General features: G+C 36.2%; 22 protein-coding genes and 4 pseudogenes. 9 read left to right on the top strand and 17 right to left on the bottom strand.

Features of this window, described 5'->3' with window-relative positions; all coding sequences use genetic code 11:
• Positions 1–401 precede the first annotated feature (401 nt).
• Complete coding sequence (locus CCK98_RS10720) at positions 402–1,295, top strand: LysR family transcriptional regulator (RefSeq protein WP_088086575.1); 894 nt, start codon at positions 402–404, stop codon at positions 1,293–1,295.
• Positions 1,296–1,575: 280 nt separating this feature from the next.
• Here CCK98_RS10720 and CCK98_RS10715 read toward each other — a convergent pair whose 3' ends face one another.
• From CCK98_RS10715 to CCK98_RS36150, 8 genes are all read right to left on the bottom strand, one after another.
• Entirely contained in the window at positions 1,576–1,959 is a 384-nt protein-coding gene (locus CCK98_RS10715) for an amidohydrolase family protein (protein ID WP_142292145.1), read from the bottom strand.
• Between the two features lie 318 nt (positions 1,960–2,277).
• Entirely contained in the window at positions 2,278–2,511 is a 234-nt protein-coding gene (locus CCK98_RS10710) for a DUF2798 domain-containing protein (RefSeq protein ID WP_256942309.1), read from the bottom strand.
• A gap of 217 nt (positions 2,512–2,728) precedes the next feature.
• The gene (locus tag CCK98_RS10705) at positions 2,729–3,763 is read right to left on the bottom strand and encodes an amidohydrolase family protein (protein WP_088086572.1); all 1,035 of its coding nucleotides are present in this window, start codon (positions 3,761–3,763) and stop codon (positions 2,729–2,731) included.
• 34 nt (positions 3,764–3,797) lie between these two features.
• A complete protein-coding gene (locus CCK98_RS10700; protein ID WP_088086571.1) occupies positions 3,798–4,712 on the bottom strand; it encodes a VOC family protein in 915 nt (304 codons plus the stop codon).
• A 98-nt stretch (positions 4,713–4,810) separates the two neighbouring features.
• On the bottom strand, positions 4,811–5,290 hold the full coding sequence (locus CCK98_RS10695) for an aromatic-ring-hydroxylating dioxygenase subunit beta (RefSeq protein ID WP_088086570.1): 480 nt from the start codon (positions 5,288–5,290) through the stop codon (positions 4,811–4,813).
• A complete protein-coding gene (locus CCK98_RS10690; RefSeq protein ID WP_088086569.1) occupies positions 5,287–6,570 on the bottom strand; it encodes an aromatic ring-hydroxylating dioxygenase subunit alpha in 1,284 nt (427 codons plus the stop codon). The genes CCK98_RS10695 and CCK98_RS10690 overlap by 4 nt, the downstream gene beginning before the upstream one ends.
• Before the next feature lie 90 nt (positions 6,571–6,660).
• Positions 6,661–6,753: an SDR family oxidoreductase gene (locus CCK98_RS10685; RefSeq protein WP_256942308.1), complete on the bottom strand. Its 93-nt coding sequence runs from the start codon at positions 6,751–6,753 to the stop codon at positions 6,661–6,663.
• On the bottom strand, positions 6,719–7,114 hold the full coding sequence (locus CCK98_RS36150; protein WP_142292144.1) for an SDR family NAD(P)-dependent oxidoreductase: 396 nt from the start codon (positions 7,112–7,114) through the stop codon (positions 6,719–6,721). The genes CCK98_RS10685 and CCK98_RS36150 overlap by 35 nt, the downstream gene beginning before the upstream one ends.
• A gap of 731 nt (positions 7,115–7,845) precedes the next feature.
• Here CCK98_RS36150 and CCK98_RS10680 point away from each other — a divergent pair.
• Positions 7,846–7,980 carry a helix-turn-helix domain-containing protein gene (locus CCK98_RS10680; RefSeq protein ID WP_373408489.1) on the top strand — a complete coding sequence of 45 codons (135 nt, stop codon included), beginning with the start codon at positions 7,846–7,848 and terminating at the stop codon, positions 7,978–7,980.
• Positions 7,977–8,150 (top strand): annotated as a pseudogene (locus CCK98_RS37015) (ATP-binding protein); the annotation flags it as partial. The gene CCK98_RS10680 and the pseudogene CCK98_RS37015, both read left to right, overlap by 4 nt.
• A 103-nt stretch (positions 8,151–8,253) precedes the next feature.
• Here CCK98_RS37015 and CCK98_RS35230 read toward each other — a convergent pair.
• Entirely contained in the window at positions 8,254–8,427 is a 174-nt protein-coding gene (locus CCK98_RS35230) for a hypothetical protein (RefSeq protein WP_155928745.1), read from the bottom strand.
• Between the two features lie 67 nt (positions 8,428–8,494).
• On the opposite strand from CCK98_RS35230, the gene CCK98_RS35225 reads away from it, so the two are divergent.
• A complete protein-coding gene (locus CCK98_RS35225; RefSeq protein WP_179195758.1) occupies positions 8,495–8,647 on the top strand; it encodes a hypothetical protein in 153 nt (50 codons plus the stop codon).
• Positions 8,648–9,080: 433 nt separating this feature from the next.
• Here CCK98_RS35225 and CCK98_RS10670 read toward each other — a convergent pair whose 3' ends face one another.
• The 4 genes from CCK98_RS10670 to CCK98_RS10655 form a co-directional block, all read right to left on the bottom strand.
• A complete protein-coding gene (locus tag CCK98_RS10670) occupies positions 9,081–9,269 on the bottom strand; it encodes a 4-oxalocrotonate tautomerase (RefSeq protein WP_088086566.1) in 189 nt (62 codons plus the stop codon).
• A gap of 59 nt (positions 9,270–9,328) precedes the next feature.
• A complete protein-coding gene (locus tag CCK98_RS10665; RefSeq protein WP_088086565.1) occupies positions 9,329–10,117 on the bottom strand; it encodes a 2-keto-4-pentenoate hydratase in 789 nt (262 codons plus the stop codon).
• 44 nt (positions 10,118–10,161) lie between these two features.
• The gene (locus CCK98_RS10660; RefSeq protein WP_088086564.1) at positions 10,162–10,941 is read right to left on the bottom strand and encodes a 2-keto-4-pentenoate hydratase; all 780 of its coding nucleotides are present in this window, start codon (positions 10,939–10,941) and stop codon (positions 10,162–10,164) included.
• Positions 10,942–11,066: 125 nt separating this feature from the next.
• Positions 11,067–12,554, bottom strand: a complete 1,488-nt coding sequence (locus CCK98_RS10655) for an aldehyde dehydrogenase (RefSeq protein ID WP_088086563.1) — start codon at positions 12,552–12,554, stop codon at positions 11,067–11,069.
• A 1,327-nt stretch (positions 12,555–13,881) separates the two neighbouring features.
• Between CCK98_RS10655 and CCK98_RS36140 the strand changes: the two are divergent.
• From CCK98_RS36140 to CCK98_RS10630, 5 genes and pseudogenes are all read left to right on the top strand, one after another.
• Positions 13,882–14,034, top strand: a pseudogene (locus CCK98_RS36140) (IS3 family transposase); the annotation flags it as partial.
• Between the two features lie 308 nt (positions 14,035–14,342).
• Positions 14,343–14,639 (top strand): annotated as a pseudogene (locus CCK98_RS10640) (gluconate permease); the annotation flags it as partial.
• Positions 14,640–14,700: 61 nt separating this feature from the next.
• Positions 14,701–14,823, top strand: coding sequence for a hypothetical protein (locus tag CCK98_RS36135; protein ID WP_256942306.1), 123 nt, complete (start codon positions 14,701–14,703; stop codon positions 14,821–14,823).
• A 164-nt stretch (positions 14,824–14,987) separates the two neighbouring features.
• Complete coding sequence (locus tag CCK98_RS10635) at positions 14,988–15,953, top strand: 3-hydroxyacyl-CoA dehydrogenase family protein (protein ID WP_088086559.1); 966 nt, start codon at positions 14,988–14,990, stop codon at positions 15,951–15,953.
• 768 nt (positions 15,954–16,721) lie between these two features.
• On the top strand, positions 16,722–16,928 hold the full coding sequence (locus CCK98_RS10630) for a hypothetical protein (protein ID WP_088086558.1): 207 nt from the start codon (positions 16,722–16,724) through the stop codon (positions 16,926–16,928).
• 42 nt (positions 16,929–16,970) lie between these two features.
• On the opposite strand, the gene CCK98_RS10625 is transcribed toward CCK98_RS10630, so the two are convergent.
• The 4 genes and pseudogenes from CCK98_RS10625 to CCK98_RS10615 all read right to left on the bottom strand — a co-directional run bounded on the left by CCK98_RS10625 (position 16,971) and on the right by CCK98_RS10615 (position 21,036).
• Positions 16,971–17,300: a hypothetical protein gene (locus tag CCK98_RS10625; protein WP_088086557.1), complete on the bottom strand. Its 330-nt coding sequence runs from the start codon at positions 17,298–17,300 to the stop codon at positions 16,971–16,973.
• 501 nt (positions 17,301–17,801) lie between these two features.
• Positions 17,802–18,014, bottom strand: a complete 213-nt coding sequence (locus CCK98_RS34775) for a helix-turn-helix transcriptional regulator (RefSeq protein ID WP_142292142.1) — start codon at positions 18,012–18,014, stop codon at positions 17,802–17,804.
• Positions 18,015–18,062: 48 nt separating this feature from the next.
• Positions 18,063–18,308 (bottom strand): annotated as a pseudogene (locus tag CCK98_RS37010) (metal-dependent hydrolase); the annotation flags it as partial.
• A 382-nt stretch (positions 18,309–18,690) separates the two neighbouring features.
• A complete protein-coding gene (locus CCK98_RS10615) occupies positions 18,691–21,036 on the bottom strand; it encodes a carboxypeptidase-like regulatory domain-containing protein (RefSeq protein WP_088086555.1) in 2,346 nt (781 codons plus the stop codon).
• Between the last annotated feature and the right edge of the window lie 989 nt (positions 21,037–22,025).

Here is a 22,025-nt window from a genome sequence, read left to right as displayed (position 1 = left end):
CCTTTGAAGGGAAAATATCCCATTGTAAAAACATTAAAAGGTTATTAAATTAAAAAACACCGTTGATTTTCAGACTGCGCTTCTTGCAAAAATAGTAAATTTTATTGATAGGCAAATTTAATATATATTGTTGGAACTTTTGGAAAAATATTTTTTCTATGGAAACGCCTACACAATTTATTGAAGCCCCGGTATTATAAAAAATATTTTGGATTTTAGCCGTAAAAAGAAGATTTTATTGATTAGAATTTAACATCATTAAAATCTATAATTAGTTTAAATTATTGGTTAGTTGTAATTTTTACATAAAAATGAAAGCGTATTAATTCAGCCGCACGGAATGTTTTTTTTGATATCATAATATAAAAGGAGCTCATTTTTTTAAATAAGGAAGTGATGTTATGGATGATGAACAACTTTTAACCTTTATTACTGTTTTTGAGTTAAATAATTATTCGCGTACAGCAGAGCACTTGAATTTAACACAGCCCGCGGTAACGGCAAGAATTCAAAAATTAGAAAATGAGCTGGACTGTAAATTATTTTACCGAGAGGGAAAAAAAATCCTATTGACTAAGGAAGGAACTGCCCTCCTTCCATATGCACGTAAAATATTAAACTATGTAAAAGAAGCAAGACAGGTGATTGAAGGTATTAAAATCCCAACAATTACCATTGGATTATCACCTGCCATCTCAGTTTCAATTGTCTTAGAGGTTTTATCACATCTGCGCAGAACAAGTGAGTTTTCTTTTGAACTAGTGGAAGCAGCGGACTCTGTAGAAGTTTCTAAGATGATTAAAGATGGGTCAATCGATTTAGGGCTTGTAAGAGATGTAATCCCATTTACAAATCTAGAATCAGAATATATTTTTCATGAAAAACTTGTTTTTATTGTTGGAAAGAACCATCCATTAGTTGGAAAAGCTGAAATTTTAAAAGACGATCTTATTGACCAAACGATGATTTGCTATCGTAGGGAAACAGCCTTATGGAGAAAAATTGATGAAAGATTAATCGGAGTAAGAAATCTAAAACGAATTGAAGTTGGCGGATTCGAAATGGTAATATCGATGATTAAAAATAACTGGGGTTTTAGTGTCGTACCAGAACTAATTCTAGCTAATCACACAAATAAACACAATAAAGATTTATGTACCGTCCCTTTTGCTGAATTTAAAGATCTCTCTTATAATGTTGCTGGAATATATAAAAAGGATTCTCCAAAATTAGAAAGGATTCTTCTGTTTCTTCATACTTTTGAAGCTATTTTAAAAAATTTAAAATCTATTTAAATAGGTATAAGCTATGGATTAGTAAGAACAAAGGACATTCCATTTAAACAGAAATGTCCTTTGTTATAAATCTATACTGTTTCTTTAATAACACTGTGGCTTTATTTAACCCCAGAAACTCTAAGCATTTTCTCCAAGCATTTTTTCTTTTCCTCATCCAACACGTTTTCTAACATTTCGACTAAATTTCCTGGTGGCGCTTCTCGCAGCAAAAATGTCTAGTCAGTACTCATGATGATGGGATCAGCCCCCAATTTTTCAATCATAAATTTAGGTTGTGCTAGTCATAGACTAGTATATCGTAATAAATTTTCTTCGCATAATTGCTTGGCGGCTGGTCCGTTGTACGGATATGCGGCCATACTTCCCAAGCTTGATCGATCCTTGGTAATAAATAGGGCAGGGTTCCTCCACCATGGGCAAAACAGATTTTTATATCTGGATACTTATTAAAAATGCCGCTGAAGATTAAACTTCCTGAAGCAAGCGCTGTCTCGGAAGGCATCCCGATTGAATATATATTATCTTCAGGCATTCTCTCTTCGCCAACTGTCGCCCAAAGATGGACTAAAATCGGAACATCCATTTTTGCCGATGCTTCTAAAAATCTTTGGAATCTCCGGATCATCAAGACTTTTGCCGTTTGCATTGCTACTGATTTCAATACCAATCAGCCCAAGCTCTTTTATAACTCTTTCCATTTCTGCAATTGCCAAATCGGCATCCTGCAATAGTACCGTTTCAGTGGATTTCTAACGAAATAATCTTTGTTTTTGCGCCTCAATTCAAGATTTTAGTTATATTCATAAGGTTATTAAATGTTACACAAACTTATAAAAAATCAAAAGACCGACAGATATATCTCGACGGTCTTAACATTTAAATTATTTGTTTGAGTTAGTTCGTTTTCAATCTTCTTTGTTATGCTTTTTCCATAATGACTTTGGACTTTGGACTCTGTACTTTGCTATAAATTTTATTATTAATCGTTTTGTTCTCTCACTAAACTATCATTCTCAATTATTAATGGTTTTTCTACAAAATTAATCTTTTTCATTATTTTTTGTATTACTTTCGGAAAAAAGTAAGCTCCAAAAAAAGCGCAAATAAAAGCCTGTGACCAAGTTTTTAACCATGCATGTAAAAATGTTCCATTATAACCCCTATTTATTAAGATTAATATTAATGAAATAAAAAAGGACATACTAAAAGCCATTAAAAATACAAAAATGATATTTTTATATTTAATATTAATATTTATTATTACTCATCTCCTCATCATTTAATTTAACTACATTTTTATCTTACGAATACCTTCATACATATTGTTTCAAGTAAGAACAGAACAAATAACAGATATTTCCTGATCTATAGAACCTATAGGTCAAGATAAAAGAACATTCCTATCAAAATGGAATGTTCTTTTATTTGGCCTATTCCGATTCTTTAATAAAACTCTCTTTATTTAATCCAAGAAACTTAATCGCATTTTCTCCAAGCATTTGTTTCTTTTCCACATCCGAAATATTTTCCAACATTTCAACTATTTTTCCCGGCGGTGCTTCCCGCAACATGAATGGATAATCTGTACCCATGATAATATGATCAGCACCAAATTTTCTAAGCATAAATTGGAGATTGCACGGATCGTAAACGAGCGTATCGTAATAGAGTTTCTTCGCATAATAGCTTGGCGGCTGTTCCGTTGTGCGGATATGCGACCATACTTCCCAGGCTTGGTCGATTCGCGGTAATAAATACGGCAGGGACCCTCCGCCATGAGCAAAGCAGATTTTTAATTTTGGAAATTTATCAAGAATACCGCTGAAGATTAGGCTTCCTGCCGCAAGAGCTGTTTCGGACGGCATTCCGATCGAATACATAAAGTTATGGTTTGGCATTCTCTCTACTCCGACCGTGGCCCATGGATGAACTAAAATGGGTACATCCATTTTTGCCGCTGCTTCCAGAAATCTTTGAATCTCCGGATCATCGAGGGTTTTTCCATTGGCGTTGCTGCCAATTTCAATCCCAATCAGCCCCAGCTCGTTAACTGCTCTTTCCATTTCTGCAATCGCCAAATCCGAATTCTGCAAAGGTACCGTTCCAAGGCCAACAAAACGATCAGGATATTGGGCTACTACCGAAGCTATAAAATCATTTTGTGCTTTCGACAGCTCTAAACACTTTTCTACATCTGCCCAATATGTAAACGTAACCGGAATCGGAGATAAAACTTGGACATTGACACCTTCTGCATCCATTTCAGCGATGCGTTTTTCAGGATTCCAGGCATTCTCGTCAACTTTTCGGAATGACTTTCCATCCTTGTAAATTTCAGCTCCACAGCTGCACGTATGCTTTAAAATCGGAAAACGATCATCCGCATATTTTTCCGCAAAATCAGGAAAATTCTCAGGAATAATATGGGTGTGAAAGTCAACACGGAAATTCTCACCTTTTGACACGATTCTGCCTCCTTAAAGGATAATTATTGATTGATTATTGATTAACTTTTTCCAGGTCTTCCTTTATCAATTTACCAACTTTTCCCCATCCTGGTTTAGGTCTTCCTCCCCATTCATCAAGGGTATGCATGGTTGGTTCTAGACGGCGAGGCTCTCTTGGATTTTCCTCCGGAAATTCTTCCATTCCTTGACTATACTCAATCGTTAAGCCGTCAGGATCCGCAAAATAAAGGAAAATGCTGCCCGATGGGTGATGTTTTCCTGGCCCAAATAGAATCGGAACATTGTTATCCTTTAATCTATTAACTTGAATCCCCACATCATCTACACGTTGAGCTTGATAAGCAAGGTGATTCAATTTATTTTCTTTTCCTTTTGTCAGGGCAAAATTATGGTGAAATGGAGTTCCAGCTGCCCTTAACCAGGCCCATCCCGTTTCCCTTCCTTGGATATCTGAAATGTTGAAGTTCAAAACATTCGTAAAGAAATCAAATAATTCGTCAAATTTATTAGTTTCATAAACGACATGAAGAAGTCTCGTAATTCTGGCCTTCTTAGGAACAAATGGTGTACCCATTTGCATAATTTGCACATAGAATTCATACGTTACCCCTAAATATGGATCTTTAAAACGCAATGTTCTACCTTGGGCCAAATTTTGGCACTCCTCTGCGCTTAATTCGACAGGATTTACACCTTGTTTTGTTAAATGGTCAAACACTGCTTGAAATTGGTCTGCCTTTTCAAGCTCAAATGCTACTCTTTTTAACCCAGGTTCTTCTCCTTGTTCAAGGATTAAATTGTGATGGTCCCCGCTGCATCGAAGGTATGCCGCATCAAGAACCCGTTCAACAAATTCCAAACCAACAATATTTTCATAAAAATCTACCGATTTATTAAGATCAGTCACGCTTAACACAACATATCCCAACTTTTTATAACGAATCATTCAAAAACCTCCTATATTATAGTAGAGGGTCTGACCCTCATAGCTTAACCGCGTTAATGTGTTAATTCGTATGAACCCAATCAAAATCTGACTTCATATTATAAAATGATACTTACTTTTCCGTGCGGGCGGAGACTGTCCAATTTGAGAATGACTTTCTTGGATTGAATCTTTAATTCACCATTTTCTTTTACTAAGATGTATTCGTTGACCCCGACATAATTGTCCAGTACTTCACGTTTCGTACGGTAAGTAGAGAAATTGCATCTGACTTTTACGGCATCCTCTTCATTATTAACGATTCTTACATTTGTCACATTGTGAAGAGTTGTGGAGTGCGGGTATTCTACATGGGCTTCTCTTTTCAGTAATCGTAACGCCCGCTGTTCTAAACGGGGACGATCATCATGAACAAAGAAAAGCGATTTTTTAAAATCCGCATCAGGATTTCCGATGGGCGGAATCACATACGTTCCATTGCTTGCGAATAATGCAGCCCACTCCTTTAACTTAAACTCATCAAGAAGCTCCGCCTCATGAAATAAAAAATCTTCAATTTCCTGACGTGTTATGTTCATACTTCCACCTTCCCAGCTTCTTCTTTTTTGTTTTCTGCTGCTGTCATCCGTTTATCCCATTCACGCCAAAAGGCACGCATTTGTTCTTCATCCGTCGCTTGGGGAATTTCCCTGTTCATTCCTTTGGAAATATCATTCCATCCGACTTCTTTAGTATTTAAAAAGCCTTCCTGGCATAGTTCAAGTGCTTCATTATCATCAGGAGTCGCAAAACCGCCTGGCCCTAAAAACTCTAAGTAGCTGTCATTCCGTACCTCTCTGAAACCGTCTGTTTCATTTATAGGAGATAAAGCATAGGCGGTTACTTGCATATAACCCGGTTCAATCGGATAAAAGGTTCTGATTGCAATCGCCATGATATCATTGATGACCAGGTTAGGGAAAATTAAAATATTACGGTTCTTTTTCGAAATGCGGTGGGCTCTTTCTTCGCCAAATTTTTCTACTAAGCGGGCATTGATTTTATCGATAATTTCTTTCGCTTCTTCACCGTAACCTTCAATCCATTTTCCGATTGGTCTTGGCCACGGGGCATAATATTCCATTACGGCATGTCCATTCCCCAGAGCGCGCGCTTCCCCTGCAAGACTGTCTTTTTCCATTATTCCGCCGCGGGTCGCAACAATATCAAAATAGGTTTTATGGGTTGGTACCCCGTGGTATAAATCAAAACTATTTTCACAAAGTAATTTCCAGTTCGCTCGTACACTATATTCTTGGGGATCCTGCAAAACTTCCATTCCAACTTCTGTTTGATCTGCCACCAAGTCGAGATACTCTTTGGCACCTGCCAGGTATTCCTCTAATGATATGGCGTTGTCATCAAAGTTAACGAATACGAAACCGCGGTAACTTTCAAGTCGTTTGACAGCCAGCATATTTTTGGAACCATCGCAGTTATGGTCTTCCAAGAAACCAAATTTATCAGGTAATCCGACTAATTCCCCTTGCGTATTAAAGCTCCACGCATGATAGAAGCAGCGGAATACTTTTGAGTTTCCTTTTCCTTCACGGCATACGAGCGCACCCCGGTGTGGACAGGAATTATATAATGCCCTTATTACCCCATCACTACCGCGGGTAAATAAAAGGTTTCGTCCACCAACTTTTCTTCTATGAAAATCGCCTTTATTCGGTACTTCTGATTCATGCCCGATATATAACCAGCATTTATCAAAAATTTCATTGCGTTCGCTTTCTAAAATTTCCGGATTAATAAAAACTTCACGATTTACTTTAAATAAACACTTCTGTTGATCATCCTTAAGATAATTGCTCATTGGCTTTCCCCCTAAATAAGTTTTTTTAGTAAACCTGCTCATCATCTGTGTCAGTTCTGAAAGAGGTTATAGAAAACATTAAAATCATTTTTATTGCATCGTGCTTCCGCCATTTACACTAATCACTTGGCCCGTAATAAAAGTCGCCTTATCGGAAGCAAGGAATACGACGGCATCCGCCACCTCTTCCTTTTGGAATGATGTTAATATAGCGATCTACCAACCCCGTATCTCTCTTTCTGATCACATCCAGCAGTTCCCCCTCTACTGCCGGGGGAGCGATGACATTCGCGGTAATATTATTTTTGGCGAATTCTCTTCCTGATCCGGAAACAATGGCATGGACCCCGCCCTTTGCAGCATTATAGGCTGCATGGTCCCATAAACCATTGCGGACAGAATCTGTTATGGCTTTTTCAACCATCTGGATAACGTTTTCATCTTTTGATAGATTAACAATAGAGTAGTCTGTTTCCCGTCCTGTTAATTGGTCCACTTCCTCGGAGACTTTCTTCAAACGTTCGGGATTGGTTCCTGTAACCAATACAGTCGCACCTGCTTGTGATAAACCAATTGCAACCGCTTTCCAAATTCCTGTGAGGAAACTGTTACAACGGCTACTCTCCCTTCCAATAGATAGGCTTGTGATTGACTCGACAAGCTAAAATCTCCTCCTTTCCTTGTAAAAATGGTCTGTTTCCTTTTTGTCGCGCAACTATCCATTGCACAAAAACTAGCATCTATCCGGATACCTCAGCTAAATGTAATCGCATCCAAAACTTAACTCAGTGTGCTTAGGTAAACAGCGTTTAATGCATTTTTCCAGATAATATCTGAACATATTGACACTTAAAATATCAGAATATTATCTTAATTGATTTAATTTTAAATCTTTTTTTTGTGAAAATCTAATCGAAATATTCTTACTTTTAGCGCCTGAATTCAAGATTATATTTATATATAATCATTATGAATACGCTGTTAATTCGCGTGCAAAGAGATGATTTAAGAGGGATAATTAAAAGATTTCGTTTGTCCTGAGTAATTTCTAAAGACATTTAATGGGCATGACATAATAAAAAAAGGGTAAGGGGTGCTCAAAATTATAAAAAGAATAAACTAAAAGAATCTTTATATTTGTTTTTGATAATCTAGATTTGAGGCACTTTTATACGATTTGATCACATAAAAAATGAGCCATATGATTTCCAATTCTATTAACCTCTCTTATGATAGGAAGTGACTAAACTTACTTCATATGAGAGGACGAATAGGATGATCGAAATGGCTAAATTTCAAAATATCAAATTCTTAAAAGAGGTTGAAGGTTTATCGCAAAGGCAAATTGGGGCAAAACTTGGGATTTCACGTAACACTGTTAGCAAATATCTTAAAAATGATACTTTATGATAACTACGAATCTAGAATTTACTGAATGGACGTCTATATTTGGAGCTAAAAAAATGACCGCAGCCCTTCTAGATCGACTAACCAACTCTGATACAATCTATTTTCTAAAATCACTTGAAAACTTTACCATATTAAAAAACCCCTTAAGTTGGATTATTAGTCCAACTTAAGGGGGGCACTTCATTAAGTTGCCTTTTTCTAATGCTAAAATATTGTTTATTACAGTGTTATTTACTGTTAAAAAAGTTACCTTCCCTACGAAAAGAGAACCCGTTACTTTTCCTCCTGGCTCCTTTTTGTTGAAACTGGATGAATTACATAATAGAATCCTAAAATACTTTCAATTTCTCCTATGTCTAAATATTCATCTGATGAATCTTTAAGCACTATCTGTGCATCTTGAATATCCAATTTCTCTAGTTTTTCAATGAGTTCAGATACTGTCATTTTTTATTTTCCTCCATTAAAATGAAAAGCTTCCTTTGGAAATTTGCTGACAATTGGGGATTCTAGCATGATTGGAACTCAAGTTATTATCAACCCTGCCGGGATTTCCGGATTCATTCGGCTTGCGGGGTCCCGCTTCCATTTGTCAGCTACGGGTAAATTTTCTCTAAGTGCGAAACCAATTAAGCAATTCCCACTTGGTTCTATTTCATATTTGTAAAATCTTTTAAAGAAACCTTTACCGATGTCTGCAATGTTTTTATAAGAGTTTGCACCTGGAAAATAGACCTGAAAACAATGGATTATCATGATAAAAAAATTCGTTAATGTAACATTTAAATCAGACAGATATAAAAAATACCAATTCAACAAGATGAATGGGTATGCCTTTAAATCTATTTCTACTATGGCTAATCATAAAGATATGAGTGAATAACAAGAAGAGGTGTAGAACCTCCCTTAGGGGATGTTAGTACCTCAGGTATATCGACAAACCCGAATATTTTCGAATTTGTCGACAGTCTGAACTCCCTTTCAAAAAATATAGGAAGTTATAATTTTTTATTTCTAAGGTTGTGAAAAATTACCTTATAAAAACAACAAATAGTTTGTCAATTTTCTAGAATACAGTTACTAGACTCATGCTTATTCGTTTATTTTCTTTCAGAAACCGGTACACCGGCAACTCCCCAATGTGTTTTTGGCATTTCATTTACCAATACTCGAACGCTAGTTTTTGGTACAACTAGTGTTTCAACAACAGTATCAGTAATATTTTCAATTATTGCTTTTATTTTTTCAGGTGGTCTGCCTTCCATAATATTTACTTGAATAAGTGGCATGATAATTCCCCCTTCATAAATTATATTTTCCTATTGTAATATGTTTTAAAATTGCTCATTTATTCACCAACAGAGAAAGTTACTTCGCCCAGGCCATCAAATTTACCTGAAACAACGTCGCCAACTTTTAACAATATTGCACTTGTTAAGGCTCCCGATAAAATGATTTCGCCTTTTTTAATTTTATCTCCTTTTCTGGCAAGCATGTTTGCCAATACTGCAATGGAATTGGCAGGATGTCCTAAAACGGCAGCGCCAGCGCCCAATTCTTTAATTTGGCCATTAATCGATAAAGTTGCCCCTACTAATTCAAGTTCAAAGTCATTTGGTTTTCGAAGTGTATTACCGAATACGACCCTTGATGTAGATGCATTATCAGCAATTACATCTGTGTGAGTAAAGTTAAAATTTTCATAACGGCTGTCAATAATTTCAAGTGCAGGTAAAACAAACTCTGTTTTAGCTAACACTTGTGAGCCGGTAATTCCAGGTCCTTCAATATCTTCACCAATCAAAAACGCAATTTCTGCTTCCACTTTTGGATGAATCAGATCAGAAAATGGAAGAACACCACCGTTATCGATCAACATATAATCAAACACAAATCCGTAAATTGGCTCAGAAACGCCCATTTGTTCCCACTTCGCCTTACTTGTTAATCCCATCTTAGGGCCAATGATTCTTCGGCCCTCGTCTAATTTTTTTTGAACAAGCAGTTCCTGTACCTGATAAGCTTCCTCAACTGTTAAATCAGGTTTAAACGTCTTAGTTACCTTTACAACTTCACGTTTTTCTACTTCCGCAGCAACTAAGTAATCAGCAATTTGTTTAATAATATCAATTGCCATTCCTTTTCCTCCTTTAATCCAGATTCAGTATCTATTTAAGTCAATTATTTAAAGTTAACGCTTACTTGACCAAGATGAGCAAATCTTGCTGTAAAATTGTCGCCCGGATTAACGACAACCATGCCTGAAAGTGCACCCGAAAGGATTACTTCACCTGCTTTAAGAGTAATATCATAATCTGCTAAACGATTCGCCAGCCATGCAACACAAGTTGCCGGATTTCCTAGTGCAGCGGCTCCAACACCAGTATTCGCAACTTCACCATTTTGCAAAAGTACCATGCCCATTAATTCCAGATTAATATCTTTAATTTTTGTAGGCTTGCCACCCAATACAAATAATCCGGATGAAGCATTATCAGCGACCGTGTCTGGTAGCTTAATTTTCCAATCTTGTATCCGACTATCAACAATTTCTAAAGCAGGAACAACATAATCTGTTGCTTGCAGCACATCAAGAACAGTCACATTCGGACCTTTTAAATCTTTCTTTAAAATAAATGCAATTTCACCTTCTACTTTCGGCTGAAGCATGGTTTCACAAAAAATAGTACCTCCATTTTCAACGACCATGCTGTCTAATAGATGTCCATAGTCAGGCTCATCAACACCCAACATTTTTTGTACGGCAACAGAGGTTAATCCAATTTTTTTGCCAACAATTTTCTGTCCTTCAGCTAGCTTCTTTTTAATATTTTCCAATTGAATATAATATGCCTCATCGACAGTAATTTCTGGATCTACCATAGTTAGCGGATTAATTCCAACGCGTTTTTTTTCAGCTTCTAATAATTTAGCAGCAAACTTTTCAATTTTACTAGTCAATTGAATATATCCTTTCTATAATAAATGTATTTTCACACTGTTTAGTATAAGCTGAGAAACATTCAAAAAAGTTGCACGGTATATCTTATTAAAACCTTGCAACATATCCATGTTAAAAACTAAAATTAAAGTTTAACACAAATATTAGTTATTTCAGTGTAGAATTCCCAACTATGACTTCCGCCAACACGACCTAGTCCACTGTCTTTCGTACCTCCGAATGGAGTTCTAAGATCACGTACAAACCAGCAGTTGATGTAAGATAAACCTGATACAATTTTTTGGGCTACACGGTGTGCACGACGGATATCGTTAGTCCAGATTGTGTTACTTAAGCCCATCCGAGTATCGTTTGCTGCCGCAATAACTTCTTCTTCTGTGTCAAATGGAATAACTGTAACAACCGGTCCAAAGATTTCTTCACGAACACAACGAGATCTGTCATCTAGACCAGTAATGATGGTTGGTTCTATGAAATATCCTTTATCCAAACCATCAGGGCGCTTACCGCCTGTAACGAAATTACCGCCTTCTTCTTCAGCAATTTTCAAGTAGCTCATTACTTTATCATAGTGTATTTTGGCGACTAATGCGCCTTGATCATTACTCATATCAAATGGATCGCCAACTTTTAATTCTCTTGTTTTAGATGCAAATTTTTCTACGAATTCATCAAAAATTTGGCGTTCAACATAGATTCTTGAACCGCAGACACAAACTTCCCCTTGATTTGTAAAACTTGATCTAATGGTTGTTGCCACTACTTCATCAATATCCACATCTGCAAAGATAATGTTAGGGTTTTTACCGCCTAATTCGAAAGAAAGCTTTTTTAGTGTAGGCGCAGCTTCTGCCATGATTTTAGCACCTGTTGATACTTGCCCGATAAAACCGACACCTGCAATGTCAGGGTGTTTGTTGATTGCACTTCCAGCACCAGGTCCAAAACCGTGAACCAAGTTTACAACTCCATCCGGAACACCTGCTTCTTTAAGAATTTCCATTAATCTTGTTGCAGTCATTGGGGTTAATTCAGATGGCTTAATCACTACTGTGCATCCTGCAGCCAAAGCTGGAGCTAATTTCCATGTTAATAAGAATAATGGAAGATTCCATGGCTGGATTAATCCAACTACTCCAATCGGGCGGCGATATCCGTAGTTAAGCGCATTGTGTGTTTCATCTTGGTATGCCTCTGTTCCTATAGAAATCATGTAATCAGCAAAAAAATGGAAGTTTGCTGCTGCACGAGGAGCATCAACGTGACGTGAGAATTTAAGGTGCTTACCAGTATCTAATGATTCTAATTGTGCGATTTCTTCTTGTCTTGCTTCAAGAATGTCACCAACTTTGCGGATAATTCTTGAACGTTCATTTACAGTCATTTTTCCCCATGGGCCTTCTTCAAAAGCACGTTTAGCAGCTTTAACAGCTAAATCAATATCTGCCGCGCTTCCTTCTGCAACTGTACCATAAACTTCCTCAGTTACAGGATTCACGTTATTAAACGTTTTTCCATCTACAGATTCAACAAATTTACCTTCGATATAATGTAAACAATCAAATGGTTTTACGATAGGTTCAACTACTGTTTTAGTTTCGACTTGCACCATTCATAATTCCTCCTTGGTTTTGATTTTAATATTTTCTAAATATAGCGTTAATGCTTACATGTTTTATGTTAATGCTAATTTGTTAGTGGAACTTTCCACTTCACTTAAAAGAGTTAAAAAAGTGTGCGTCTGACCCAACCTAAATTATAAGATAATGCTTACTTTTCTGTGCGGACGGAGACTGTCTAGTTTTAGAGATGACTTTCTTGGATTGAATCTTTAATTCTTCTTTTTCTTTTACCAAGATGTATTCGTTGACTCCGTCGTAATTTTCGAGCACTTCACGTTTTGTGGGAAAGGTTGAGTAAATTCAGCTTACCTTACGGCATCCCCTTCATTACTAACGATTCTTACATTCGTGATATTGTGAAGAGTGGTTGAGTGCTGATATTCTACATGGGCCTCTTTTTTCAATAATCGTAACGCCCCTGTTTTAGACGGGCTCGATTATCATGAACGAAGAAATTTTTAAAAGTCCCCATCAGAATTTCCGATGGTCGGAATCACATACGTTCCATTGCTTGCGAATAATGTAGCTCACTCCTTTAGCTTAAACTCATCAAGAGGTTCCCCCTCATGGACTAAAAGATCCTCAATTTCCTGACGTGTTATGTTCATACTTTCACCTTCCCAGCTTCTTCATTTTTGCTTTCCGCTGCTGTCCTCCGTTTATCCCATTCACCAAAAGGAACGCATTTGTTCTTCATTCGTCGCTTGGAGAATTTCCCTGTTCATTCCTTCTTGTCGTGACTATCAAATGCACGGAAACTAGCATCGAACCCGGGCACCTCAGCCAAATGTAATCGCATTCAAAAGTTAAGCCAATGTGCTAAGGTAATCAGCGTCTAATGTATATTTCAGATAATATCAATATCTAAAAATGTTAATATTTAAATATATCGGAATATTATCTCGATTAATTTAATTTTAAATCTTTTGACCATGTAATTCTAATCGAAATTATCTTTCTTCTAGCGCCCGAATTCAAGATTTTATTTATATATAAACACAATGAATACGCTGTTAATTCTAATGCAAGGAAATGTTTTAATAGGAATAATGACTAGACTTCGTTGTCCTGAGTGAGTTCTAAAAAACATTTAATTAAAAAAGGGTAAGCGGAGTTGGAAATAAAAATAAAACCACGAATAAACAAAAAGACATCTTTCTATTTAAATCATTCCAAATTTATTTTTTACCAAAAAAAAAGCCGTTCTCCCTATAAAATGTACCCTAATAGAGTACTTAAAAAAGTCTACCTAGAGGGTACATTTTTGTATAATAAAGAAATACAACTCAGCGAACTAAACATGGAAACGGAGTAATTATGAGTAAAAAGTTCTTCACAGAGAAAGAGCTCAAGTTGCAATTAGCTAATAATTACGTTAAATCTGTAAGCTCAAAAGGAATCACTTATACTTATCAATTTAAGCATATATTTATTGTGGAAAAAGAGAAGGGCAAATTCGCAAGAGACATTTTGTTGCTGTTTGTAACATCTTGTTTTCTCCTCCTAATATGGCTTAATTTTCTAAATAAGAATTATTAATCAATACAGTAATATTTTCTCCTTATAGATCCCGTTTTTGACTTACAACTATAAAAAATATTTTTAAAAAACCGCCTTTTAATAAATTATATTCTATTAGATATTTCAATAGCTATTAATTACAATATAAACATTCGGAAAATTCCCATATATCTAAAATACTTATTTTCTGAATGTTTAAGACAAAGGGAATTCTTTAAGTTATTGGAAGATTTAGGGTTATTTAAAAAAGGGGGGCAATGAATAAGCCATTATTAATGGTTGCACTTGGAGTTATTCTATTAATTATTTTAATCACGGGCTTCAAATTAAACGCTTTCATATCATTGATTATTGTTTCGTTTGTTGTGGCGCTGGCATTAGGGATGCCGCTAGATGACAAAGTCACTTCAGTAGAAGCTGGATTAGGCGGTACTTTAGGACACATAGCGCTAATCTTAGGTTTCGGAGCGATGATTGGTCGTTTGATCGCTGATGCAGGTGGAGCCTATCGAATTTCAATTACATTAATCGATAAGTTTGGAAGCAGGAATGTGCATTTGCGACATTTACGATTCTTTCATCAGTAGCATCAATTGTTGGAATTATTCTTTCTTAATGGATACTTCTTACATATTAGCTGGTGTAACCATTGCAGCTATCCTAGTTGCTGCAGTTGATATTCACATGATTGAAGGGTCTGGAAGCAAGAAGAAGCAAATTAAAAATATTTCTGTTTAATCTTTATATATTTACATAACACCAAGAGAAAGCTATCTGATAAATTCCTTTCACAATGAAGTTACTACTATAAAAATAATTAGCAAGATGCTTCCTATTTTTAATAGACTTTCTATTCTAATTATGAAAAGTGAAGAAAATATAATACGAAATGGGGTTTTTAAATGAAGATCATCACAGTACTTGGTGCAGGTATTATGGGTCATGGCGTTGCTCAATTACTTGCTCAAGCAGGATATATTGTACGTATTCAAGCTAGACGCGATACATCATTGGAAACAGCAAAAAAAATGATTACGAACAGCTTAAAAATTATGGTTAATAAAGGAATGCTGTCACAAGAAAAAATGGAGCAGACTTTGGTTAATATTATATATACAACAGATTTACTTGAAGCGATCCAGGATACTGATTTTATTCTAGAATCTATTCCAGAAGTGCTTGAGACAAAATTAGATACTTACGAGATTATTGAAAGCATTGTCTCTGAAAAAACGATTATTGCATCTAATACATCTACTTTCCCATTAAAAGAATTAACACAAAGAGCAAAACATCCAGGAAGATTTATCATTACACACTACTTTAACCCTCCACAACTTGTACCAATTGTAGAAATTGCTAAATTTGAGAAGACAGATGAAAATGTCGTAAAAGTAACTTATGACCTAATGAAAGAAATCGGTAAAACTCCAGTGGTACTGAAAAAAGAGATTACCGGTTTTATCGTTAACCGCATACAAGTAGCTTTTCTACGGGAATGCTTCAACTTAATTGAATTGGGAGTCTGTACGGCAGAAGATATTGACATCGCTGTAAGAGGATCCATGGGCTTTAAATGGGCTTTTTGCGGACCAATGGAAAGTCAGGATTTAGCAGGTCTGCAAACAACACAAGCTATGGTATACAACATCGAGCAGGATTTATCGAATACAAGAGAAGTTCCTAAATTCTTAAATGAAATGGTCGAAAAAAGTGAACATGGTATTCGTTCAAATAAAGGTTTCTATGAATACGATGATAATGGGGCAAAAGCAATTTATACACGTGATGATAATTTCCTAGATCTTCTAAAATTAATTCAAGATAAAGAAGCAAAGAAGGAAAAAACAGCATCAGCAGTTAAATAAGCAATGTGACAGTTTAAAAATAGTGAGAAAGAAGTTGGTTTAGCCGGCTTCTTTTTTTTGCTCCGTACAGCGTCTCCTATTCTGGGATAGAAAAAGCTTTTGTTGATTAACTTAGATTTACCCCCTCGGACCCAAGAAACAATTATTTTAAGTTCAACTCTACTGTTACTTGAAGAAGAAAAAGGCTACTGAAGAATCATTTCCTTCAAAGGCGAATTCCCTTCTTAGTTCAAAAGCTATTTATTATTTAGCGTTTTCTTTAGTCCTTCTAGTTCTGCCAATGCACCTGTTGCTCAATAAAATTTAATCTTATTTTCTAATATCTCTTTTTCCTCTTCTAAACTTAATTCCTCCACTGTATTAGTTACTCCCTTTAACAATAAGGGCAAGAACCAAAATGAAAGTGTGTATAACCCGCGATTAAATTTTCTTTCATATTGCCCTCTTTTTTAATCCTTGCATGCCCTTCGTATAGTAAGCATACGGAATTTCCGTTTTTGGAACAAAGGTGGAATAGTGAAATTCATGCCCTTTCACTTTTAGGTTTTTAGCTAATAGAAAATTTCCTTCTATTGCTGTAATTTCCCGATATCCCAAAATTGCACTTGATATTAAATCATCTTTGCTCTTGATCATCAGTATTTAAGACGTTACTTGGAACAGCAAAGACAAAGACTTAAACAAAAAAGAAAAACAACATATTGAATATCAAGAAAACAAGGACTCTAATTCAAGGAGTCCTTTTTAAAATGGAGGAGGAATTTGATAATGAATAAGAAAAATGACTGGTTCGTTAAAAAACAAGAGAAGTTCTTTTTCTGTTACTCAGAGAAAATTGCTTCATTTCTGATTGAGGAAAAAGGTCTAAGTTTCATTACTGAAGCTTTTAGTCTTCATGGTCACAAGTTCGTTCTTTTTGAAACGAGTGAACAGCTTGACAAGGCTCTTAAAGAATATCAGCAAATGAAAAATTAGTTACTTAAAGGAGTTATGTAGGTTATGAACAACAAATTTCACCTAATGTTTCCATTCAAAATGTTCTCTTACAGTGACAAAAGCTGTTTCATTTAGAACTCCGACGCTTTGGAGAGCAACCTGGTCAAGTGCACTAATACTATATTGATGCATAAACGGACGGGCTTTCACTCCAATGAAACTAATACGAATATTTGCTGTTGTAGGCTGTAGCCCTTTTTCATTTATCATAAAGCCTATCCTTTCAAGGAAAACCTCAAGAATCTTTTCTTCTCTAGACAAATCTTGCTCCAAATAATCTAGAAACCATTTAAAATGAAGATGATATTCTTCCAGTGTCCTAGGGATAAACCTTCCGACTGCAAGTACCAAATAAATCGCTCAAACATTTCCGTCATTGTTATTTACTTTAGTAACCTTTTTAGTTGCTGTCACTCTACCATACTTTCTGACACATTTACGCAAACAAAAAACCTCCAAATTTTAGTAATTTGAAGGCTCTGAACATACCCAGTCTTCACTTCTTGGTCTCCCACAGATTCGCTAAAAAAACAAACACTGTGGAAGTGATAAGTTATGTAAATGATTGAAAATCTCATTTTTTGTTATTCATCTCAATTGCTCCATTAAATTATTGAATAATAGTTATTATGATAAACTCATTGGTTCGTTCCCCTTTCAAGGTAGAAGGTCTTCACCCAATTAAAATAATTACAAAAGACCGATGTCCTTTATAGAAATCGTTCTTTACAGTCTTTATTCTGTTTCAATATTCAAGCAATATTATACTGTAACAAGTTCTTTTTGACTTTGCTCTTCGTACCGACTAATTATTTGCCATATTGGCAAAAGACAACCTAAGAAGTAGACGTCCTATTTTGACGCCTCTTCTGTTAAATAAAAGATATCGTTTACTGGTCGCTTTATCTTTTCGCTGATCTGTAAAGCCACCTCGAGCGTAGGCTGCCTGGTACCTCGCTCGTAACGATTGTATTGGTAAATGCTAATCCCGAGAAGTTCAGCAAACTCCGTTTGTTTCATACGGTGATCGTGACGCAAGTCTTTTAGTCTGTTGCTAACTGGCATAGAAGTCACCTCGTCCATGAAGAAAAAGGCAATGAGAATGAAAACGTAATATATTACGGTTTCTGATTTGCTGGAGGTTGTGTATGTTAGAGGGAATTTTCTACGTGAATTATCAATTGGATAGAATAAAGGAACTCCAGTAACTGAAAAATAATCACCAAGAATGTGAAACAAATACCCAAGGCTTATACCTAGTGTGAATGGATTAGGAACCAATAATAGTAAAATAAATAATAGGGCCAGCCAAATGCTAAGTGAATGTGTAATACCTCTATGACCGAACCTTCTTTTAATGACCTTTGCTAAGCCAAATGATGGCTGCCAATAAAAGATTGAGGTTCATCAATGTCTGGCAATTAACTCCCTAATGACACACCAGCAAAAAAACTAATTGTAAAAGGATAAGAAACAGCCGAGACTATTGTGGAGCTTAGGGCAATAGATGTTGCAAGATGTGTTTTATACATCATAAGGAACACCCACTTATCTTATTGAAGATGCCTGTCTATTTAACATAATAGATATGCTTGATTCTAGAGATTCATACCACTGGGAAAAGTGTAAAAAAATCCGAGTTCCCCAACAATAAGGACTATTGAGGACGAAATCACCTTAAAAACCAGAAAAAAATGTCCTCAATAAGCGCTATTGAGGACAAAACCCACATCGAAGTGGTTTATTGCCAGCCATCGGCCAGGTTTAGATCTAATGAACTTACTTCATTGCCATCTACAAAAAGTTTCCCATCTGAGATGGTAAACTGTTTATTTAAGTAATAAGTACCATTTTGGAAATCTTCCACTGCTGAAATCTCGTATTGCCCATCCGGCAGGCGACCTTGATAAAGGCCGTTTTGGATCCAGCTAGGATAACCGGCTGTCCAGTTTCCATCCAAAGAAGTGATTGCAACGTAACCATCGGGAACAAGGTTTTCCCCATTATACACAGTACCTGATAAGGTTACAGGGGCAACGGCAATGTCAAGCTGCTCCGCTTGTTCACCATTTACATATAATTGTCCTGATTCGATAGTGAACTCTGTGCCAGGACTGTAAGCTGTGCCATCATTAAGATAGATATCATAGACTTTGTATGTGCCATCTGGCAGGCGGAATTGGAATCTGCCATCCTCAGTGGTTAAGCCCCCCGCTTGGACAGGATTATCTGCATCGCCAGTTTCCATGATGTACATGTTCCCCATGATCGGATTTCCATTTTCCGTTAACGTTCCTGTCACCGTGACCGCAGGTACAGTAACCTCAAGCAAATCCGTTACCTGACCATTCACATATGTCTTCCCGTCCACAACTGAAAAAGCGAAATCCATAGACGCAGCGGTTCCATCATCTAAACTAATTTCTTTTACTGAATAATCTCCATCTGCTAAACGCAGGGAGAAGGTTCCATCCGGGTTTAGGTTTTTCCCATTAGAGTAGCTTCCGTCTGCTGAACTAATCCACATGAAGCCATATGATACAGCAGCATCTCCATCTTTCACTAATCCATGCACAGTAACTGGCGGAATCTGCAACTCTAGTAAGGATTGCTCATTACCATCGATGAATAGCTTGCCGTTAACAATTTCAAACTTCTTATTAAACTGAAGGTTTTCGCCTTCATCAAATAGAAACGTGTTGGTGACTTGATAGCTGCCATCCTTCAAGCGCATCGAGTAGATTCCACTTTCATCTGTTACGCCATCATAGTACTCCGTCGTTCCGTCTTCAGAAATTTTTTCAACATTAATCGCACCTTGAAGGGCAGTCCCTGATTCGACAAGCTTCCCTTGGAAGGAAACAGTCGGCAGGTTAATGTCTAAAGTTGAAGCTGGCTCTCCATTTTGAAGGAGTTTTCCATCACGTATTTCAAATGGAATGTCAACCCTATTAAATCGGTTTTGTTCATCAATAGTCCTAATGGTATACTGGCCGTCCGGGAATCGATACTCAAAGTTCCCATTTGCGTCAACAGGTGTCCCGAACATATAAAAATCTGTCTCGGACTTCTGCCATTCAAAATTGACATACGCATTCGTCAGGGACTGCACACCATCAGAGACTGTTCCTTTTACGTTAATATCGGGAACAGTAATGGTAAGTAATGAAGTCTTCTTCCCATCGATATAAATAGCTCCGTCTACGATTTCAACGGTGATAGGATCTACTGAAATATAGGTTGGGTGATAAACACTAATGCTATAGGTTCCATCCGCTAATTCCCTTAACGAAAATTCCCCTTTTTTGTTTGTTAACACACTTTGAATAAATTGAATATCATCTTCCAGGCGTTTTTCTACAAGAATCGTAGCCTCAGTTAATGGAGTAGTAGAGTCTGCTGCCTTCCCTGCTATTTTGTTGACAGGGATGGTGATGGATATACTCGTTTGCTGTTCATCTCCAACATATACCTTGCCATCATTGACTGTGAATGCTAACTGATAGCGATAAGAGCCATGATCCACTTCTATGTCAAACAGGAAATATTGCCCATCTGGTAATGAAGCTGAAAAGCTTCCATTGCCTTTTGAGGATACTGTATAAATATCTTCTTGATATTCATTATATTTTGAGATAATTAAATCTGCTTTTAAGCCCTTTTTTCCTTCCTTTAAAACACCGTTGAAGTTACCGGATGTTTCTGAAGGAGTTTTTCCCTTTTTCGTATTGGAAAGGTTGATTTCCCCTCCGGTTGAACCTTGAATCTTACCTTTACTTACGACAAAACTTTGGTTTGTACTATACCAGGAATTACTTTTGTCCTTGATCCCTTTTACCGTATATGTACCGTCAGCCAACTTTGTTTTAAAGGCTCCGTTTGTGTCTGTAATCGTCTGAATCCACTTTAACGTTCCTTGTTCCTTAATCATAACTTGGGTATTCTTTAACGGTTGGCCGTGCTCTTTAATCGTCCCCTTCACCACATCAGCTTTGGCTTTGGTTGGTGCAGCGGCGTTTACAGGACCGTTTGATACACCCAGGATACATACAATTATTAATAGCATGTACATTAGTTTTTTTCTCATTTCTAATCCCCCTCTTAAAGTATTTTAAAAATATAGTCTCTTCTTGGAAACTATCATTTTTTTCCAACTAAATTAATTCGATTTTTTCTAAATAACTCCTCTAGGTATTTTGGCATATATTTTATACTTGATGGAAATTTTCGAGGAAATCAATTAAAAGGAGCTTTTCGTTCATAAAGTTGTCGAAAGGAATAAAATGAAACCTGTCGAAAATTCCCTAATAAGGAGGTGAATTTATGGCAACAAAACTAATAACTGTTCCAAGACGCAAGCTGAGATAAGAAGGCTTCAACAGTACATAACTTTGGTAGAGGAATATCAAGCAGATACCACTTTCTTCTTAAATGACAAATGCTATTCCAATTACATAATGTAGATCATTCATTTTAATATAAAATAGAAAGAAATAATATATTCAAAAAGGCTTTAGATCAACATTTTCAGGAGATTTAACTTAAATATTTTAAATATGATATAAAACATCGGAGGACAAATAGGAGGACACTTGAGGACAATTTAGATGTAATAAAGTATAAAGCCCTTCTCAATTGAGTGGGCTTTTTCTTGTTCAGTAGACCATCCTTCTTCAACTAACGCTACCCGTTTGTTTAAGTAGAAATCTTCACAATCTAATTAAGACCTACTTTTGTAAGAAGTAACAACTGTACCAAATAGCCCTCCAACTAATATAGGGACTAAATTATCCCACTCAAAATTCCCTTTAAACAAACTAATAATAAAAAAAGTTACTATCGCACCTAAGCAAAACTTAATAAAAAAATTAATATTCACTGAGAAACCACCTTAAAGGAAATATTTTACTTAAAGTTATTCTTCATTTTTCGGTTAATTTCCTTCTTCCACTAAAATGCCCCTTTAGTTTAAGTAAAAATCTTCACAATCTACTTTGAAAAGTATTCTAATTCCACCTGATCTCTTTAATAATATAGCCGTATGTCCAAAAAGCCTCCCGGAATAGACACTCTATT

Origin of the sequence: Bacillus sp. OV166 (assembly GCF_900177675.1) — a bacterium.
Taxonomy (GTDB): Bacteria; Bacillota; Bacilli; order Bacillales; family Cytobacillaceae; genus Neobacillus.
The sequence above is the reverse complement of the archived record's forward strand: the minus strand, read 5'-3'. Positions and strand labels throughout refer to the sequence as shown.

Coding starts and splice junctions, on each gene's coding strand:
- CCK98_RS10700 (WP_088086571.1), bottom strand. CDS start 4,712: ATGATTCGTTATAAAAAGTTGGGATATGTTGTGTTAAGCGTGACTGAT.
- CCK98_RS10695 (WP_088086570.1), bottom strand. CDS start 5,290: ATGAACATAACACGTCAGGAAATTGAAGATTTTTTATTTCATGAGGCG.
- CCK98_RS10665 (WP_088086565.1), bottom strand. CDS start 10,117: ATGGCAATTGATATTATTAAACAAATTGCTGATTACTTAGTTGCTGCG.
- CCK98_RS10710 (WP_256942309.1), bottom strand. CDS start 2,511: ATGGCTTTTAGTATGTCCTTTTTTATTTCATTAATATTAATCTTAATA.
- CCK98_RS35230 (WP_155928745.1), bottom strand. CDS start 8,427: ATGACAGTATCTGAACTCATTGAAAAACTAGAGAAATTGGATATTCAA.
- CCK98_RS10635 (WP_088086559.1), top strand. CDS start 14,988: ATGAAGATCATCACAGTACTTGGTGCAGGTATTATGGGTCATGGCGTT.
- CCK98_RS10630 (WP_088086558.1), top strand. CDS start 16,722: ATGAATAAGAAAAATGACTGGTTCGTTAAAAAACAAGAGAAGTTCTTT.
- CCK98_RS10690 (WP_088086569.1), bottom strand. CDS start 6,570: ATGAGCAATTATCTTAAGGATGATCAACAGAAGTGTTTATTTAAAGTA.
- CCK98_RS10615 (WP_088086555.1), bottom strand. CDS start 21,036: ATGAGAAAAAAACTAATGTACATGCTATTAATAATTGTATGTATCCTG.
- CCK98_RS34775 (WP_142292142.1), bottom strand. CDS start 18,014: ATGCCAGTTAGCAACAGACTAAAAGACTTGCGTCACGATCACCGTATG.
- CCK98_RS10655 (WP_088086563.1), bottom strand. CDS start 12,554: ATGGTGCAAGTCGAAACTAAAACAGTAGTTGAACCTATCGTAAAACCA.
- CCK98_RS10670 (WP_088086566.1), bottom strand. CDS start 9,269: ATGCCACTTATTCAAGTAAATATTATGGAAGGCAGACCACCTGAAAAA.
- CCK98_RS36135 (WP_256942306.1), top strand. CDS start 14,701: ATGGATACTTCTTACATATTAGCTGGTGTAACCATTGCAGCTATCCTA.
- CCK98_RS10720 (WP_088086575.1), top strand. CDS start 402: ATGGATGATGAACAACTTTTAACCTTTATTACTGTTTTTGAGTTAAAT.
- CCK98_RS35225 (WP_179195758.1), top strand. CDS start 8,495: ATGATTGGAACTCAAGTTATTATCAACCCTGCCGGGATTTCCGGATTC.
- CCK98_RS10680 (WP_373408489.1), top strand. CDS start 7,846: ATGATCGAAATGGCTAAATTTCAAAATATCAAATTCTTAAAAGAGGTT.